Below are 16,615 nucleotides of genomic sequence, written 5' to 3'. Positions count from 1 at the left end.
GTCATTGTGCCTGACTTGGCGGTGAGGGCGCCGTGGCGCCGTTTGCAGACTTTTTCGGCACAAACATACGAAAAATCGTAGATGAAAGATGCGTTTAGCCTGACAACCGGTTCATGTCCACTTCGTTACAGTTCGTGTCCCCCTGCGACAGGGGCGTGACACGAGGGATTTTATGAAAGGTAATTCAACGGGTTGGCGTGCCACCCTGGGCCGGGCCCTCCTTCCGGTGAGCCTGGCGCTGGTGTTCGTGTTCTATACGGGCTTTCTCGACGGCAACCCCGGCGTCGCGTCATCGGCATGGGATACCCAGCCGCTGCACCTCTTCGCCAACGCGCTTCCCGGCCTGCTCTGCGCCACGCTGCTCCTTGTACTCACGCGAAGAGCCCTGCTGTCTTTCGCCCTCGCCTTTGTCGCGCAAGGCCTGGTGCTAGCGATCAGCGCCATCAAGATGAAGAATCTGGGCTCTCCATTGTTGCCCGCAGACTTCCGCATGGTGGGGCAGCTGAAGAACGGCGGCCTCCACCTCCTCGGCGGTTACCTGCCCGCCAGCCCTTGGCCCTACCTCGCCATCGCCGCTGCCATCGCCCTCGTCGTCGCCGTCGCGAAGTACGAGCCGCCGTTGTTCGCCCGCCGCACCCACGGCCTGCGCTTGTTGAGCGGCGTGGCGCTCGTCGCCCTGATCGGCACCCTGGTTGCTGGACAGCCGGCCTGGGCGCACATGTACAACAACGGCACGCTGAGCATTCAGCCGTGGTCTGCTCCTGCCAACGCCCGAGATAATGGGGTGGTCACCACGCTCGTGCAGTTCCGGCTGCAGAACGCAGGCAAGAAGACAAAGGCCGATCCCGCCGAAGCAAGCCAGTTCATCGCGGCCAGCGATAGTTTGTTGCGCCAGCACATGGCCACCGCAGCGACCAATCAACGGCAGACACCGGATATCGTCGTGGTACAGAGCGAATCGTTCTTCGATCCCTCTGTGATCAACGGTCTGCAGAACGACGACTTCGCACCCAACCTGCACCGTCTGGCCCAGCACGCCAGCTCCGGCCAGTTGCACGTACCGACCTACGGTGGCGGAACCATCCGGACCGAGTTCGAGGTGCTCACGGGTCTGTCGCTGCGCTATTTCCCGACCATGCAGTTCCCCTACCTTGAGATGCACACGGGCGTCGTGCCAGGCATGGTGCGTGCACTGCGTTCGCACGGCTACGAGACCATCGCGGTTCACGGTAATGACCCCGGTTTCTGGAACCGCACCGCCGCGTTCAAGTCGCTCGGCTTCGACCGCTTCGTGTCGCAGAACGATTTCCCCGCCGATGCGAGGAAGCACGGCGAGCTGATGCCGGACAGCGCGATGACCGACCAGATCATGGCGCAGCTGAAGAACGATGGGCCACCACAATTCGTGTTTGCCATCAGCATGGAAGCGCACGGTCCCTACGATAAGTCGTACATCGAGGATACGGCCGAGCGGGATGCCATCCCGGTACCGCAAGGGATCACTGATGAAGACAAGCTTCAGCTCCGCAATTACATCTACCACATGCGCCATGCCGACGCCGAACTCGGCCGCCTGGCCGATCTGCTCAAGCAGCGCGAACGCCCCACCCTACTGCTGTTCTATGGCGACCACCTCCCGGCCCTTACCGACACCTACGCCAAGCTGGGCTTCACCAGCGGCAAGGACATGCTGGCGCAGACCGTCCCTTACATCCTGATCGATGCGCACGGCGACGGCCCAGCGCCAAAGAACGGCGATCTCGCGGCGTGGATGCTTCCGGGTCGCCTTATGGAAGACGCAGGCGTGCATGACGACGCTTACTTCGCATTGACCCAGGTGGTAGCACCGCAACTGGCCGCACTCACGCACGCGCCCGATGCACCGGAGTCGGCAGAGGACAGCCAGCTGAAGTACACCGATGTGTCGATGCGCAATGTCGCCATGCTTCGCATGAAGCGCAAGCTGGATCCGTTCGTCGCGCAGTTCAACGCCCCTGATACGACAGCCATCGCTCGACAGTCGGACACTCAAGAGGAAGATGCAGCCGCAGGCGCGCATCAGTAGCACGCTCGCGGCAAGGTGGCCGCTAACGCCACATACGTCACAGTTCCCACGTCTTCGCGCCACTAGCCTTCGTTCTTCCTTCGCGATGCGAATGGCGGAACGGGGGCGCATGCCAGCCGGGGCCGGCGGGCGTGCCATGGACTCTACCCAACAGGCAGGAGTCATACGCATGAAGAGGTTCGCTTCACTCGGCAAGAGCGTGGCGTGCGCGGGCATCATCGCGTCCATGTTCTTCTTCGCTCTGGCGGCAAGTGCCGCTGACGCGCCCACCAACAACACCGCACCCACCCTGCAACTCACGCGCGTCGGCGCGCTCCCTGCGCAGGCAAAACCTGCGGGTGTGCCTGATGATTACGTCGTCACTCCCAACGGCTATTTCTCGCCCGATTGCGTCGCCACCGTGCACCAGGGCGACGAACTGCAGTCCAACGGCATCATCCGCCGCGCTTCGGGCGTCGCGGAAAAAGCCCCGACCTGCGGCAAGGCGAACTTCTCACTGCAAGGCGAACGTGTCGAGCCTAATGGACACCGCACGCTCACTACCACGCCCCCACCCGAACAGAGCGGATGGGTACAGGCGGCGAACTATTCCAGCGGCACACCGATCGGGCGCATCGTCGCCAGCTGGACGGTGCCTTCCGCACCCTCCGCCAAGAACGATCAGGTGATCTACTTCTTCCCCGGCCTCGAGCAATTGCCCACCGTGCAATCCATTCTCCAGCCCGTACTCGGCTGGAACGGCTACGGTGACAAAGCGTGGACCCTTGCCAGCTGGAACTGCTGTGTCGACGGCACCACGTTCCACAGCGACCCCATCGCGGCGAAGGCTGGTGACAAGGTGGTCGGCGACACGTATTCCACCTGCGCCGCAGGCCAGTCCTGCTCCACGTGGAAGATCGATTCGAAGAACACCACCACGGGACAGACCAGCACGTTGACGACCAATCCGTACGCCGACCTCACCTGGGTCTTTGGTGGCGTACTCGAGGTCTACAGCGTCGCCTCATGCAACCAATATCCCGGCGGGCCCATCACCTTCAGCAACATCCAGGTGTATGACCGGAACAACAACCGTGTATCGAATCCGCCCTGGCAGGGTAGCGATACCTCCGGTATCGACCCGCAATGCAATTACGGGCTGAGCACGACGGCGACGTCTGCCACCATCTCGTACTGAACGTCCGGGCACAAAAAAGGCCCCGCATTCGCGGGGCCTTTTTCTTGTAGCAACAACGTTGGAAGCAGGACTTAGAAGTCCATGCCACCCATGCCGCCCATGCCACCCGGGGCACCGTGGCCAGCGCCGTCGTCCTTCTTCGGCACTTCGGTCACAGCAGCTTCGGTGGTGATGATCGAACCGGCGACCGAGGCAGCGAACTGCAGGGCCGAACGGGTGACCTTGGTCGGGTCCAGGATGCCGAAGGCGATCATGTCACCGAACTCACCGTTGGCAGCGTTGTAACCGAAGTTACCCGAGCCTTCCTTCACCTTGTTCACCACGACCGAAGCTTCTTCGCCGGCGTTCGTGACGATGGCGCGCAGCGGGGCTTCCAGCGTGCGACGGGTGATGGCGATGCCGAGGTCCTGGTCCTGGTTGGCACCCTTCAGGCCTTCCAGCGCCTTGAGCGCACGGATCAGGGCGACGCCGCCGCCCGGGACCACGCCTTCTTCAACGGCTGCGCGCGTAGCGTGCAGGGCGTCTTCGACGCGGGCCTTCTTTTCCTTCATTTCGACTTCGGTGGCAGCACCGACCTTGATGACCGCAACGCCGCCGGCCAGCTTGGCCACACGCTCCTGCAGCTTCTCACGGTCGTAGTCCGACGAGGTCTCTTCGATCTGCGCCTTGATCTGGCCGATGCGGGCCTGGATCTTCTCGCCTTCGCCGGCACCATCGATGATGGTGGTGTTTTCCTTCGTGATCACGACGCGCTTGGCACGGCCGAGGTCATTGATGGTGGCCTTGTCGAGCTGCAGACCCACTTCCTCGGAGATCACGACGCCGTTGGTCAGCGTGGCGATGTCTTCCAGGATGGCCTTGCGGCGATCACCGAAGCCCGGCGCCTTGACGGCGGCGACCTTGACGATGCCACGGATGGTGTTGACGACGAGGGTGGCGAGGGCTTCGCCTTCCACTTCTTCAGCCACGATCAGCAGCGGCTTGCCAGCCTTCGCGACGGCTTCGAGTGCCGGGAGAAGCTCGCGGACGTTCGAGATCTTCTTGTCGTGGATGAGGATGAACGGGTCGTCCAGTTCAACCTGCTGCGACTGCTGGTTGTTGATGAAGTACGGCGACAGGTAGCCGCGATCGAACTGCATGCCTTCGACGACGTCGAGCTCGTTCTCGAGGCCCGAGCCTTCTTCAACCGTGATCACGCCTTCCTTGCCGACCTTCTTCATCGCGGTGGCGATGATGTCGCCGATGTTGGCATCGGAGTTGGCCGAGATGGTGCCGACCTGGGCGATGGCCTTGTCGTCAGCGGTGGGCTTCGAGAGCGACTTCAGCTCGCCGACAGCGGCCACGACGGCCTGGTCGATACCGCGCTTGAGGTCCATCGGGTTGATGCCGGCGGCAACAGCCTTCAGGCCTTCCTGGATGAACGCCTGGGCGAGGACCGTGGCGGTCGTCGTGCCGTCACCGGCGACGTCCGAGGTCTTCGAGGCGGCTTCCTTCACGATCTGGGCGCCGATGTTCTCGTACTTGTCGGCCAGTTCGATTTCCTTGGCGACCGAGACACCGTCCTTCGTGACGGTCGGGGTGCCGAAGCTCTTCTCGAGCACGACGTTGCGGCCCTTCGGGCCCAGAGTGACCTTGACGGCATTGGCGAGGGTGTTGACACCCTTCAGCATGCGGGCGCGGACGTCTTCGCCGAAGCGGACTTCTTTAGATGCCATGGGATAAATCCTTGGTATTCGAATAGGAGGAAGTGGGAACCGTCACGAGGCGAGCGAAGCTCAGCCTTCGATGACTGCCACGATGTCGTCTTCCTTCAGGAAGACCAGCTCTTCGCCGTCGATCTTGATTTCCTGGCCGGCGTACTTGCCGAACAGGACGGTGTCGCCTTCCTTCACCGACATCGGGCGGACCTTGCCGTCTTCCTGGATGCGGCCATTGCCGGCAGCGATGACCTTGCCGCGGGTGGGCTTTTCGGTGGCGCTATCCGGGATAACGATACCGCCGGCGGAGACGCGCTCCTCTTCCAGGCGCTTGACGATGACGCGATCGTGCAGCGGGCGAAGCTTGCTCATGAGTGACTCCAAAGCAGGTGGTTGTTATTAAAAAGAAATTGGCCACCCCGTTAGCACTTGGCCGGGGTGAGTGCCAGAATTCTAGCCAAAGCACGCCCCAGATCGGAAGAGCTATGGATGGCCGAGAGATGGCGCCACTACGAAACGGTTCAAGTGCTGGCGGTACAAAAAAGCTCCGTGCAAGCGAATCGGCACTCACCCGGTCATAATCATCGACGCACCTGATTCCCGGAGCCACCATGCCGTCGTTTGCCCGCCTGCTGCGGAACCTGGCCGCCCTGGCCAGCCTCAGTCTGTTCGCCCTGCCGGCCCTGGCCCAGGATGAAGACAACCTCCTGCCGGTCACCCAGGCTTTCCATCTCACTTCGGATGCGAGCCAGCCGGGCACGGTGAAGCTGCACTGGCGGATCGCGCCCGACTATTACCTTTACCGGGGCCGCATCAAGATAAAGGCGGCCGATGTCAGCGCGGTGAAGCTGGGCGAGCCGGCCCTCCCCGATGGCATCAAGAAGCATGACGAGTACCTCGGCGACGTGGAGATCTACCACGGCGATATCGAGGCCACCGTGCCGTACACGCTGGCCGATGCGGCCAATAAGGTGCTGGCCCTGGATGTGCAGTACCAGGGCTGCCACGAGGTGGAGCCGAAGATTTGCTACCCGCCGAACACCGAGCACCTGAAGCTCACGATCGGCGGCGCCTCGACCATTCCGACGGATGCGGCGCCCGCCAGCGGCACCCCGGCCCTGGCCAGCAAGGGCAACGGCGCAGCCCTGCTCGGCGCCCCGGCGGCCACCCCCGGCACCGACGCCCAGGCCCTCCCGGCCGACCAGGCGTTCCGCTTCGAAGCGCTGGCGAAGGACGGCAAGAGCCTGCTCCTGCGCTGGACGATGCCGAAGGACTACTACCTCTACCGCGACAAGACCGAGATCAAGGTGAGCTCGCCGGCTGGCGTGACCGCGGGCGAGCCCGACTGGCCGAGCGGCATTGCCCACCACGATGAGCACTTCGGCGACACCATCGTCTATTTCGACCAGGTGGAAGTGCCGGTTCCGCTCAACGGCGCGGACCCCACGAAGAAGGTGGAACTCGATATCGCCTACCAGGGTTGCCTGGAGAACGGCATCTGCTATCCGGTGATGACCCGCCACCTGAGCGCCGATCTGGCTTCGGGCGCGGTCACCGTGGGTAACGCTGCCACGGCCGCTTCTGCGGCGGCCCCGTCGGCTACCCCAGCCGAAGTCGCACCCACCCCGCCGCCCGCCAACCTGATGCCGGGTGGTGAGGAGAAGGTCGGCTTTATCGCCGCGATCGGCCTGGCCCTGCTGGGCGGCCTCATCCTGAACCTCATGCCTTGCGTGCTGCCGGTGCTGTCGCTGAAGGCGATTACCGTGCTGGAAAGCGGCGAGAGCCCGGCGGCCGCACGCAAGCATGCCCTCTGGTACACGGCGGGCGTCATGCTCTCGTTCGCCTTGCTCGGCCTGGTGGTCGTTGGTATCCGCGCGGCGGGCCACGGCCTGCAGTGGGGCGCCCAGTTCCAGCAGCCAGTGATCGTCGGCGTGCTCGTCTACGTGATGCTGGCCATCGGCCTGTCGATGTCGGGCGTGTTCGAGGTGGGTGGCTCGCTGGGTAACGTCGGCAGCGGCCTTGCCTCGCGCTCGGGCCCAACCGGTGATTTCTTCACCGGCGTGCTGGCCGTGGTCGTGGCCAGCCCCTGCACCGCGCCGTTCATGGGTTCGGCCATCGCGTTCGCCTTCGCGGCGCCGCTCTACGTGGCCTTCCTGATTTTCGTGGCGCTGGGCCTGGGCCTGGCCCTGCCCTTCCTGCTGATGGGCTTCGTGCCCGCCGTGGCGCGGATGCTGCCGCGCCCGGGTCGCTGGATGGAGACCCTGAAGCAGGCGCTTGCCTTCCCGATGTACCTGACGGCCGTGTGGCTGCTCTGGGTGCTGACCAAGCAGCGTGGTGCCGATGCGGCTGCGCTGGTGCTGGCGGGCGGCGTGCTGCTGGCGATGGCCTTGTGGTGGTACGGCCGCAGCCGCGGCGCCCGCTTCTCGTGGGTGTTCACCTCGGTACTCGCCATCGGCGCGGTCGCTGCCCTATGGACCGTCCACGGCCTGCCTGCTCCGACCATCACGCAGGTAGCGTCGGATGGCTCGGTGCCGTATTCGCCGGAGAAGCTCGCCGAACTGCGTAGCGCGGGGACACCGGTACTGGTCGACATGACGGCCGACTGGTGCATCACCTGCAAGGCCAACGAGCGCGCCGTGCTGGATACGGATACCTTCCGCGACCTGCTCAAGCAGACCGGCACCGTCTATATGAAGGGCGACTGGACCGACGTGAACACCACCATTGCCGCCTTCCTGGAGCAGTGGCACTCGGTGGGCGTCCCGCTTTACGTGGTGTATCCGAAGGGCGGTGGTGAAGGCCACAAGCTCTCCACCGTGCTGACCCAGGATTCGGTGAAGCAGGCCCTGGACGCCGCGACCGGCCAATGAAGCGCGGGCCCACCTTCTGGTTCGTGCTGCTGGCGATGGCCGCGGCAGCCCTGGGCCTGTGGGTCGAGCACCGCCGTGAACACCCGTCCGAGGTTAACGGGGTCTCGATCGCCGTCGTCGGCGACGAGGCCCCGGAGACGGCCTGGCTAAGTGTCGACGGCAAGCCGCGCCGGCTCTCCGATTGGCGGGGCAAGCGGGTGCTGATCAACTTCTGGGCCACCTGGTGTGCGCCGTGCCAGCGTGAGATGCCCCTGCTGAGCGAGGCGGCACAGCGCTTTGCCGGGCGGAACGTCGCGGTGATCGGCGTCGCCGAGGACACTGCTCCGGCCGTTCGGGCCCACCTGGCCGCCCACCCGGTCGCTTACCCCACTGTCGTCAGCGCCACCGATGCCCCCGGCGGCTCGCTTTCGTTCGGCAATACCCGGGAAGTGCTGCCGTATAGCGTCCTGGTCGGCGAGGATGGGCGTATCCTGCGGCGCAAGATGGGCACGTTCAGCGAGCAGGAGCTCGCCGAATGGCTGGCGCCCTGAGCCTCTAGGAACCCCCGATGGAAACCCTGCCCTCGCACGAGGAAGCGATCGACGCCACCCGGAACTGGCTCGAACGTGCCGTTATCGGCCTCAATCTGTGCCCGTTCGCCAAGGCCGTTCATAAGAAGGGCCAGGTGCGTTATGTCGTCAGCGATGCCACCCAGCCGCTCCAGTTGCACGAGGACCTGGTCCGTGAGCTCGAGCTCCTGCGCGACACGAACCCCGAGCAGGTCGACACCACGCTGCTGATCCACCCGGCCGTGCTGACGGATTTCATCGACTTCAACGAGTTCCTGGAAGTGGCCGACGATACCGTCGCCGACCTGGATCTCGAGGGCGATATCCAAGTCGCCAGCTTCCACCCGGACTTCCAGTTCGAGGGCACGGCGCCCGACGACATCACCAATTACACCAACCGCTCGCCCTTTCCGACGCTTCACCTGCTGCGCGAGGCCAGTATCGACAAGGCGGTCGCCGCGTTTCCGGATGCCTCGAAGATCTTCGAAGCGAACATGGAAACGCTGGACAACCTCGGGATCGAAGGCTGGAAGAAGCTGTTCGCTTCTTGATCCGCTGCGGGGCTCTATCGCGGGACCATCGCGCGCAAGCGCGCTCCTACAGGAGCCCCGGACCATACGGGGGCGTGTGGATTGCTGCGATCTACCGCGAACTGCGGCGAACTCCACCGAACTGGACAACGCGCCGGGACAGGCGCACACTGCGCGGCGTTCCGGCATTCCGGATCACAGGCAAGGTGAATAGTGGCCAGGATCCTCGTCCTGCACGGACCCAACCTCAATCTCCTCGGCGTGCGCGAGCCGTCGGTCTACGGGCGTGAAACCCTGGCCGACATCAACGCTTCGCTGCTGGCCCGCGCCCAGGCCGCCGGCCACGACCTGACGTATTACCAGTCGAACGCCGAGTGGGAGCTGATCAACCGCATCCAGCAGGCCCGCGACGAAGGTACGTCGTGGATCCTGTTCAACCCGGCGGCCTATACCCATACCTCGGTGGCCCTGCGCGATGCGCTGGCGGCCGTGGCGATCCCGTTCATCGAGATCCACCTCTCCAACCCGCACGCCCGCGAGCCGTTCCGCCACCACTCCTATATGTCGGACCTGGCCAGCGGCGTCATCTGCGGTTTCGGCGGCGATAGCTACCGCCTGGCGCTGGAAGCGGCGCTGCTGCGCCTCGCCGTTCCCGCGGCCTGAATTCCCTTTTGCGGTGCCCTCGAGGCGCCCGTCCCACCACAAGAAGGTTTGTCCCATGGACCTGCGCAAGATCAAGAAGCTTATCGACCTGCTCGAGGAATCGAACCTCGCCGAGCTGGAAATCAAGGAAGGCGAAGAAGTGGTCCGCCTGTCGCGCGTGCCGAAGGGTGGCGTTGTCGCCGCGGCCCCGCAGGTGTACGCCGCGCCGGTCGCCGCCGCGCCCGTCGCAGCTGCCGCCCCGGTGGCGGCTGCCGCTGCCGCTGCCGCCGCTCCGGCCGCTGATGCCGGCCTGCCGGCAGGCCACGTGGTGAAGGCCCCGATGGTCGGCACCTTCTACGCGGCCTCCACCCCGGGCGCTCCGGCGTTCGCCACGGTGGGCCAGCAGGTGAAGGCCGGTGAGACCATCGGCATCATCGAAGCCATGAAGATGTTCAACCAGATCGAGGCCGACGTGGCCGGTACCGTCGTCGCTGTGCTGGTCGAGAACGGCCAGCCGGTCGAATTCGACGAGCCGATGTTCGTCATCGCCTGAGGCCAGACCCATGCTTGAGAAGGTCGTCATCGCCAACCGCGGCGAAATCGCGCTGCGGGTGCTGCGCGCGTGCCACGCGCTCGGCATCAAGACGGTCGCGGTGCACTCCACCGTGGATCGCAACCTGAAGCACGTCGGCCTGGCCGACGAATCGGTGTGCATCGGCCCGGGTCCGTCGGTCGATAGCTACCTCAACATTCCGCGCATCATCGCTGCCGCCGAGATTACCGACGCAGGCGCGATCCATCCGGGGTACGGCTTCCTCTCGGAGAACGCGAACTTCGCCGAGCAGGTCGAGCAGTCGGGCTTTGTGTTCATCGGCCCCACCGCCGATGTGATCCGCCTGATGGGCGACAAGGTCGAAGCGATCCGCGCCATGAAGGCTGCCGGCGTGCCGTGCGTGCCCGGTTCGGGCGGCCCGCTGGGCGATGATGTGGAAGAAAACATCCGCATCGCCCGCGAGATCGGCTACCCGGTCATCATCAAGGCCGCCGGTGGCGGTGGTGGTCGCGGTATGCGCGTCGTGCGCACCGAGGCCCACCTCGCCAACTCCATCGTCATGACCAAGCAGGAAGCGAAGGCTGCTTTCAGCAACGATCAGGTCTACATGGAGAAGTTCCTGGAGAACCCGCGCCACGTGGAGATCCAGGTGCTGGCCGATGGCCAGGGCAACGCCATTCACCTCGGTGAGCGCGATTGCTCCATGCAGCGCCGTCACCAGAAGGTCGTGGAAGAAGCACCGGCACCGGGCATCACCCCGGAAATGCGCGCCGAGATCGGCAAGGTCTGCGTCGATGCCTGCCTGCGCATCGGTTACCGCGGCGCCGGCACGTTCGAGTTCCTGTTCGAGAACGGCCGCTTCTACTTCATCGAGATGAACACCCGTATCCAGGTGGAACACCCGGTGACGGAACTGGTGACCGGCATCGACCTCGTTCGCGAGCAGTTGCTGATCGCCGGTGGCGAGAAGCTTTCGATCCGCCAGGAAGACATCGTGCTCACTGGCCACGCGATCGAGTGCCGCGTGAACGCGGAAGATCCGGATACCTTCATGCCGAGCCCCGGCACGGTGAAGCGTTTCGAAGCCCCGGGTGGCCCGGGCGTGCGCGTGGACACCCACCTGTACGACGGCTACCGCATCCCGCCGAACTACGATTCGATGATCGGCAAGATCATTGTGCACGGCCCGGATCGTGCCACCGCGATTGCGCGTATGCGCATGGCGCTGAACGAGACGGTGATCGAAGGCGTGAAGTGCAACATCCCGCTGCAGCAGCGGATCATGGCCGACGTGGGCTTCCAGCAGGGTGGGCAGAACATCCACTACCTGGAAAAGCGCATGGCCGAGCAGAAAGAAAAGGAAGCCCCGCACTCCGCGGAGTAACCCAAAAAAATCCCGCCAACTGGCGGGATTTTTTTGTCCTGTAGGAGCCCACCCTGTGGGCGACGCCGTTCGCGGTAGAGCCACAGGGCCTGCAGCGGTACGGCGAAAGATGTCGCCCACAGGGTGGGCTCCTACGGCAGTGCGGTTATGCGAGTTTGCGGTTGCCGCTGATGCGTACCCAGTCTTCGAGCTGGCGTACTTCGAGGTTTTCGAACCACTCGGCGTAACGCACCAGCAGTTCTTCATGCTGGCCGAAGAGGATGCCGGAGCTCGCGAACGGTGCACCCGGCTTGATCGCAGCAGCAAAGGTCGGCGCCAGCTCACCCAGCGGGCCAGCAAGGATGTTGGCAACAAGCACATCGGCCAGTTCGACCGGCGCCTCGCCAGGCAGGTACACCTCGAGCGCGTTATCCACGCCATTGCGTTCCGCGTTATCGCGGGACGCCAGCAACGCCTGCGGATCGTTATCGATGCCCACGGCACGTGCCGCACCGCACTTCAGCGCGGCGATGGCGAGGATGCCGGAACCACAACCGTAATCGAGCACGAGCTGCCCGGCCATCTGCTGGCTATCCACCCACTCCAGGCACATCGCCGTCGTCGGGTGCGTGCCGGTGCCAAACGCCAGGCCCGGATCGAGGCGCACGACGACGATGCCGCCATCCTCCGGCGGCTCGATATTCCACGGATACACCCACAGGCGGCGACCAAACGGCATCGGCTTGAACTGATCCATCCATGCGCGCTCCCAGTCCTGATCTTCGACTTCGCGCCAGCTGATGTGGGCTGGCTCGATGAACGGCAGGTCGTCGGCGATCGCGGCGGTCAGGCCGCGGCGATCCGCCTCGATATCGAACAACGCGTTCAGCACGATCTGGTTCCACAGCGGGATCTCGCCCACGCCCGGCTCGAAGATCGCTTCCTCGTCCGGCGTCTCCGCATCGGCGTCCTGCAAGGTGATCGAGAGGGCGCCCAGGTCTTCGAGCGCAGCTTCCACGCGCGGCTGTTCGGCGGCGCGGATCGTGAGGGAAAGTTCGAGCCAGGGCATCGTCGGGCCAGCAAGACAGGGTAGGACCGACGATTCTACCGGGCGCGCACGTTATGATCGAACGATGTACACCCAGTGCCCCGAGTGCCTCACCGTCTATAAAGTGGAAGCAGAACTGCTGGTGCCCGCCTGCGGCTGCCTGCGCTGCAGCCATTGCGGCAGCATTTTCAATGCCCTGGGCACCCTGGCCGCCCAGCTTCCGCCGGAGCCGTTCACCCGGCTCGTCGCACATGCGCTGGACCAGGATCCGCCCGTGGCGGACGTCGCGGTTTTCCGCCCCCGAGCGGAGGAACCTGCCCCGGCGGAACCCGCGGCGCCAGCCGACGCGCTGGCGGAGACAGCAGAATCCGCCCCCGTCGGCGAAGATTTTTCCGGACTCACCTTCACCCCTCGCTTCGCTCGGTCCGGACGGCGGCGCTCCTGGCGCACGGCGGCCTGGGTGACGGTATGCCTGTTGCTGGTGCTCGGCCTCGGCGCGCAGCTTGCGTGGGCCAAGCGCGATTCGCTGGTGGCCGATCCCACCTTCGGCCCGGTGCTGCAGACCGCATGCACGATGCTTGGTTGCCAGCTGCCCCTCGTTGCGGCACCGGGGCAGCTCCGGTTGATGGCGCGCGATGTCGAACAGCATCCGTCGGTACCCGATGGCCTGCTCATTACCGCGAGCGTGCATAACGATGCGCACTACGCCCAGCCGTATCCCGTCGTCACGATCGTGCTCTCTGATGCCAACGGCCAACGCCTGGCCATGCGCCGGTTCCAGCCGGACGATTACGTGAGCGATGCGGCGGCTCGTGCCCACGGCCTGGCTGCCGGTGCCACGACGGCCATGGTCTTCGAGGTGCAAGACCCAGGCCAGCATGCCGTGGCCTTCGCATTCAGTTTCGAGTGACCATTCGAAAAAATTTCTTTTTGCAAGCCTGCACTTCGGCCCGGCAGGCGAGTACACTCAATCCCCTTCGCGACTTTCGGCCAGCCTTGCGCGGCGCCCATGTCGCATCCGCGATCATGAGAACAAGAACCGCCCGGGGTCCAAGGCTCCGAGCGCAAGAGGGACATGCCTTGAACGCTGTGAGACTTACTGCCGCCGAGGCCGCCAACGAAACCTCCATGCAGAGTGCTCTCAGCGAATGCGTCAGCCGTACCGTCCGCCGTTACCTGGCGGATATTGGTGACACCGAGGGTGGTGAAGGCCTGCACGCGCTGGTCATCCGCGAGGTCGAGGGTCCCCTCCTCCGCGAAGTCCTGGCCTTCCACGAGGGCAACCAGAGCCGCGCCGCCGCTGCACTGGGCATCAACCGTGCCACCCTGCGCAAGAAGCTGGCCGCCCACGGCATTTCCTGAGCAAATCGGCCGCCCGCCGTTTAGGCGGCTATAATGGCGCGCTTTCCCCTCCCGGAAAGTGCCCATGGCTTCCCCCGATCTCGTCCCCGTCCGCCGCGCCCTTATCAGCGTCTCCGATAAGAACGGCCTGACCGAGCTGGCCCGCCGCCTCGCCGCGGCCCAGGTTGAAATCCTCTCCACCGGCGGTTCCGCCAAGGCGCTTCGTGACGCCGGCATCCCCGTGCGCGATGTGGGCGACCTCACCGGCTTCCCCGAGATCATGGATGGCCGCGTAAAGACGCTGCACCCGAAGGTGCATGGTGGCCTGCTGGGCCGCCGTGGCAAGGACGACGGCGTGATGGCCGAGCACGGCATCGTGCCGATCGACCTGTTGGTGCTGAACCTGTACCCGTTCGAGCGCACCGTTGCCAACCCTGAATGCACGCTGGAGGACGCGATCGAAAACATCGATATCGGCGGTCCGGCCATGCTGCGCGCAGCGGCCAAGAACTGGAACGATGTCGCCGTGCTCACCGACCCGGCGCAGTACGACGAAGCGCTCGCGGAAATCGAAGGCAAGGGCGGGCTGTCGCGCGCATCGCGGTTCAAGTATTCCGTTGCCGCGTTCAATCGTGTGTCGAACTACGACGCGGCGATCAGCGATTACCTCTCGGGTGTCACGCTCGACGAGACACACACCGCCGTGGCCGGCCACGCGGAATTCCCCGCGCAGTCGAACGGCCGCTTCGTGAAGGTGATGGACCTGCGCTACGGTGAAAACCCGCACCAGGCTGGCGCGTTCTACCGTGACCTGTACCCGGCAGCGGGCACGCTCGCCACGTTCCGCCAGCTCCAGGGCAAGGAACTCTCGTTCAACAACATCGCTGATGCCGATGCGGCGTGGGAATGCGTGCGCCAGTTCGATGCGCCGGCCTGCGTCATCGTGAAGCACGCCAATCCCTGCGGTGTCGCCGTCGCGGCCGATCCGTTGGCAGCGTATGAACTGGCTTACGCCACCGACCCGACCTCGGCGTTTGGCGGCATCATCGCCTTCAACCGTCCGCTCGATGCGGAGACGGCGAAGATCATCCTGAAGCGCCAGTTCGTCGAAGTGCTGATCGCACCGGTCGTCGAGGCGGGCGCCGTCGAGGAAGCCACGAAGAAAGCCAACGTGCGCGTGCTCGAGATCCCGCTGGGCGATGGCCGCAACACGCACGATATCAAGCGCGTGGGCTCGGGCCTGCTGGTGCAAACCGCCGACCACCGCCAGGTGACGCGCGATGAACTCAAGGTGGTGAGCAAGCGCCAGCCGACCCCGACCGAACTGGACGACCTGCTGTTCGCCTGGCGCGTCGCCAAGATGGTGAAGTCCAATGCGATCGTCTACGCGAAGGACCAGCGCACGATCGGCGTGGGTGCTGGCCAGATGAGCCGCGTGGTCAGTGCAAAGATCGCTGCGCTGAAGGCCGAGGAAGCCGGCCTCGTGGTGCCGGGTAGCGTCATGGCGTCCGATGCGTTCTTCCCGTTCCGCGACGGTATCGATGCGGCCGCGGCCGCTGGCATCGCGGCGGTGATCCAGCCAGGCGGTTCCATGCGCGATAGCGAAGTCATCGCCGCCGCCGACGAAGCCGGCATGGCGATGGTCTTCACCGGCATCCGCCACTTCCGCCACTAAGAAAAAAGGCCGCCCCAAAGGCGGCCTTTTTTTATGCCGTTGCAGGAGCGCGCTTGCGCGCGATCCACGCGGCACCGATCGGCATCACCAAATCACCGATCGCGCGCAAGACGCGCTCCTACAGGGTCTGCGGCTAGCTCGCGGCGAACCGCATACTTCCGCGCCAGCACCGCACACGTCATAAGCTGGATCTGGTGAAACAGCATGATCGGCAACACGATCAGCCCCAGCGGATGCCCGGCGAACAACACCTTCGCCATCGGCACGCCCGAGGCCAGGCTCTTCTTCGAACCACAAAACACGATGGTGATTTCGTCCTCGGTCTCGAAGCCGAGCGCACGTGCGCCGTAGCGCGTGGCAAGCAACGCCGCCGCAAGCAGCACGATGTTCACGACCACCAGGCCACCGAGCACCGGCAGCGGCAACTGGTGCCACAGGCCCTGCAGCACCGCCGCGCTAAACGCCGTATAGACCACCAGCAGGATCGAGCCGCGATCGACGAAGGTCAGCAGCTTCGCATGCTTGCGCACCCAGCCACCAATCCAGCGCTGTGCGATCTGGCCCGCAACGAACGGGATAAACAACTGCACCACGATGGCGCCGATCGAATGCCATGACATGGCGCCCTGCCCCGAGCCCGCGATCATCACACCCACGAGCAGCGGGGTAATGAAGATGCCGAGCAGGCTGGACGCAGAGGCCGAGACGATGGCGGCCGGCACGTTACCGCGCGCGATCGAGGTGAATGCGATGGACGACTGCACCGTGGAAGGCAGCGTGCAAAGGAACAGGATGCCCAGGTAGAGGTCCGGCGTGACCAGTGGCGAAAGCACCGGCTTGAGCAAGAGCCCCAGCAGCGGAAACAGCACAAAGGTGCTGGCGAGCACCGTGAGGTGCAGGCGCCAGTTGGTCATGCCTGCCACCACCGCCTCGCGCGACAGCTTCGCGCCATGCAGGAAGAACAGCAGGGCAATCGCGATATCAGTCAGCACCTCGAACGCCTGGGCGGCGGTGCCGCGGCAAGGCAGGAAGCTCGCCAGCAGAACCGTGGCGATCAGCGAGAGGGTGAATCCGTCGGGGAGGAAGCGGCGCATGGCGGTCGGCGG

15 protein-coding genes are annotated in these 16,615 nt (G+C 64.8%); 11 read left to right on the top strand and 4 right to left on the bottom strand.

Going from position 1 to position 16,615, the window contains the following annotated elements; genetic code table 11:
• Positions 1 to 172: 172 nt before the first annotated feature.
• The gene (locus L2Y96_RS03130; RefSeq protein ID WP_247332019.1) at positions 173 to 2,065 is read left to right on the top strand and encodes an LTA synthase family protein; all 1,893 of its coding nucleotides are present in this window, start codon (positions 173 to 175) and stop codon (positions 2,063 to 2,065) included.
• 169 nt (positions 2,066 to 2,234) lie between these two features.
• Positions 2,235 to 3,242: a hypothetical protein gene (locus tag L2Y96_RS03125; RefSeq protein ID WP_247332017.1), complete on the top strand. Its 1,008-nt coding sequence runs from the start codon at positions 2,235 to 2,237 to the stop codon at positions 3,240 to 3,242.
• 71 nt (positions 3,243 to 3,313) lie between these two features.
• Here the strand turns inward: L2Y96_RS03125 and groL are convergent, their stop codons facing one another.
• Together groL and groES are read right to left on the bottom strand one after the other, a co-directional pair.
• Positions 3,314 to 4,957: a chaperonin GroEL gene (gene groL, locus L2Y96_RS03120; RefSeq protein ID WP_247332015.1), complete on the bottom strand. Its 1,644-nt coding sequence runs from the start codon at positions 4,955 to 4,957 to the stop codon at positions 3,314 to 3,316.
• Between the two features lie 60 nt (positions 4,958 to 5,017).
• Entirely contained in the window at positions 5,018 to 5,311 is a 294-nt protein-coding gene (gene groES, locus L2Y96_RS03115; RefSeq protein ID WP_139979471.1) for a co-chaperone GroES, read from the bottom strand.
• Positions 5,312 to 5,550: 239 nt separating this feature from the next.
• On the opposite strand from groES, the gene L2Y96_RS03110 reads away from it, so the two are divergent.
• From L2Y96_RS03110 to accC, 6 genes are all read left to right on the top strand, one after another.
• On the top strand, positions 5,551 to 7,809 hold the full coding sequence (locus L2Y96_RS03110; RefSeq protein WP_247332014.1) for a protein-disulfide reductase DsbD family protein: 2,259 nt from the start codon (positions 5,551 to 5,553) through the stop codon (positions 7,807 to 7,809).
• The gene (locus L2Y96_RS03105) at positions 7,806 to 8,339 is read left to right on the top strand and encodes a TlpA family protein disulfide reductase (protein WP_247332012.1); all 534 of its coding nucleotides are present in this window, start codon (positions 7,806 to 7,808) and stop codon (positions 8,337 to 8,339) included. Before L2Y96_RS03110 ends, L2Y96_RS03105 begins: the two co-directional genes overlap by 4 nt.
• Before the next feature lie 17 nt (positions 8,340 to 8,356).
• On the top strand, positions 8,357 to 8,908 hold the full coding sequence (locus L2Y96_RS03100; RefSeq protein ID WP_247332011.1) for a DUF1415 domain-containing protein: 552 nt from the start codon (positions 8,357 to 8,359) through the stop codon (positions 8,906 to 8,908).
• Between the two features lie 192 nt (positions 8,909 to 9,100).
• Positions 9,101 to 9,550, top strand: coding sequence for a type II 3-dehydroquinate dehydratase (gene aroQ / locus L2Y96_RS03095; protein WP_247332009.1), 450 nt, complete (start codon positions 9,101 to 9,103; stop codon positions 9,548 to 9,550).
• 55 nt (positions 9,551 to 9,605) lie between these two features.
• On the top strand, positions 9,606 to 10,082 hold the full coding sequence (accB, locus tag L2Y96_RS03090) for an acetyl-CoA carboxylase biotin carboxyl carrier protein (protein ID WP_247332007.1): 477 nt from the start codon (positions 9,606 to 9,608) through the stop codon (positions 10,080 to 10,082).
• A gap of 10 nt (positions 10,083 to 10,092) precedes the next feature.
• Positions 10,093 to 11,466, top strand: a complete 1,374-nt coding sequence (gene accC / locus L2Y96_RS03085; RefSeq protein ID WP_247331980.1) for an acetyl-CoA carboxylase biotin carboxylase subunit — start codon at positions 10,093 to 10,095, stop codon at positions 11,464 to 11,466.
• Between the two features lie 145 nt (positions 11,467 to 11,611).
• On the opposite strand, the gene prmA is transcribed toward accC, so the two are convergent.
• Positions 11,612 to 12,514 carry a 50S ribosomal protein L11 methyltransferase gene (gene prmA, locus L2Y96_RS03080; protein ID WP_247331979.1) on the bottom strand — a complete coding sequence of 301 codons (903 nt, stop codon included), beginning with the start codon at positions 12,512 to 12,514 and terminating at the stop codon, positions 11,612 to 11,614.
• A gap of 64 nt (positions 12,515 to 12,578) precedes the next feature.
• Here prmA and L2Y96_RS03075 point away from each other — a divergent pair, with 64 nt between their 5' ends.
• The 3 genes from L2Y96_RS03075 to purH all read left to right on the top strand — a co-directional run bounded on the left by L2Y96_RS03075 (position 12,579) and on the right by purH (position 15,509).
• Positions 12,579 to 13,403, top strand: a complete 825-nt coding sequence (locus L2Y96_RS03075) for a zinc-ribbon and DUF3426 domain-containing protein (RefSeq protein WP_247331968.1) — start codon at positions 12,579 to 12,581, stop codon at positions 13,401 to 13,403.
• 218 nt (positions 13,404 to 13,621) lie between these two features.
• Entirely contained in the window at positions 13,622 to 13,855 is a 234-nt protein-coding gene (locus tag L2Y96_RS03070; protein ID WP_247331966.1) for a helix-turn-helix domain-containing protein, read from the top strand.
• Positions 13,856 to 13,919: 64 nt separating this feature from the next.
• On the top strand, positions 13,920 to 15,509 hold the full coding sequence (gene purH / locus L2Y96_RS03065; RefSeq protein ID WP_247331964.1) for a bifunctional phosphoribosylaminoimidazolecarboxamide formyltransferase/IMP cyclohydrolase: 1,590 nt from the start codon (positions 13,920 to 13,922) through the stop codon (positions 15,507 to 15,509).
• A 92-nt stretch (positions 15,510 to 15,601) separates the two neighbouring features.
• Here purH and L2Y96_RS03060 read toward each other — a convergent pair whose 3' ends face one another.
• The gene (locus L2Y96_RS03060; protein WP_247331962.1) at positions 15,602 to 16,603 is read right to left on the bottom strand and encodes a bile acid:sodium symporter family protein; all 1,002 of its coding nucleotides are present in this window, start codon (positions 16,601 to 16,603) and stop codon (positions 15,602 to 15,604) included.
• Positions 16,604 to 16,615 lie beyond the last annotated feature (12 nt).

The organism is Luteibacter aegosomaticola, assembly GCF_023078475.1.
GTDB classification, from domain to species: Bacteria; Pseudomonadota; Gammaproteobacteria; order Xanthomonadales; family Rhodanobacteraceae; genus Luteibacter; species Luteibacter aegosomaticola.
Note: the sequence above shows the minus strand (reverse complement) of the source record. Positions and strands in the feature narration are given on the sequence as shown.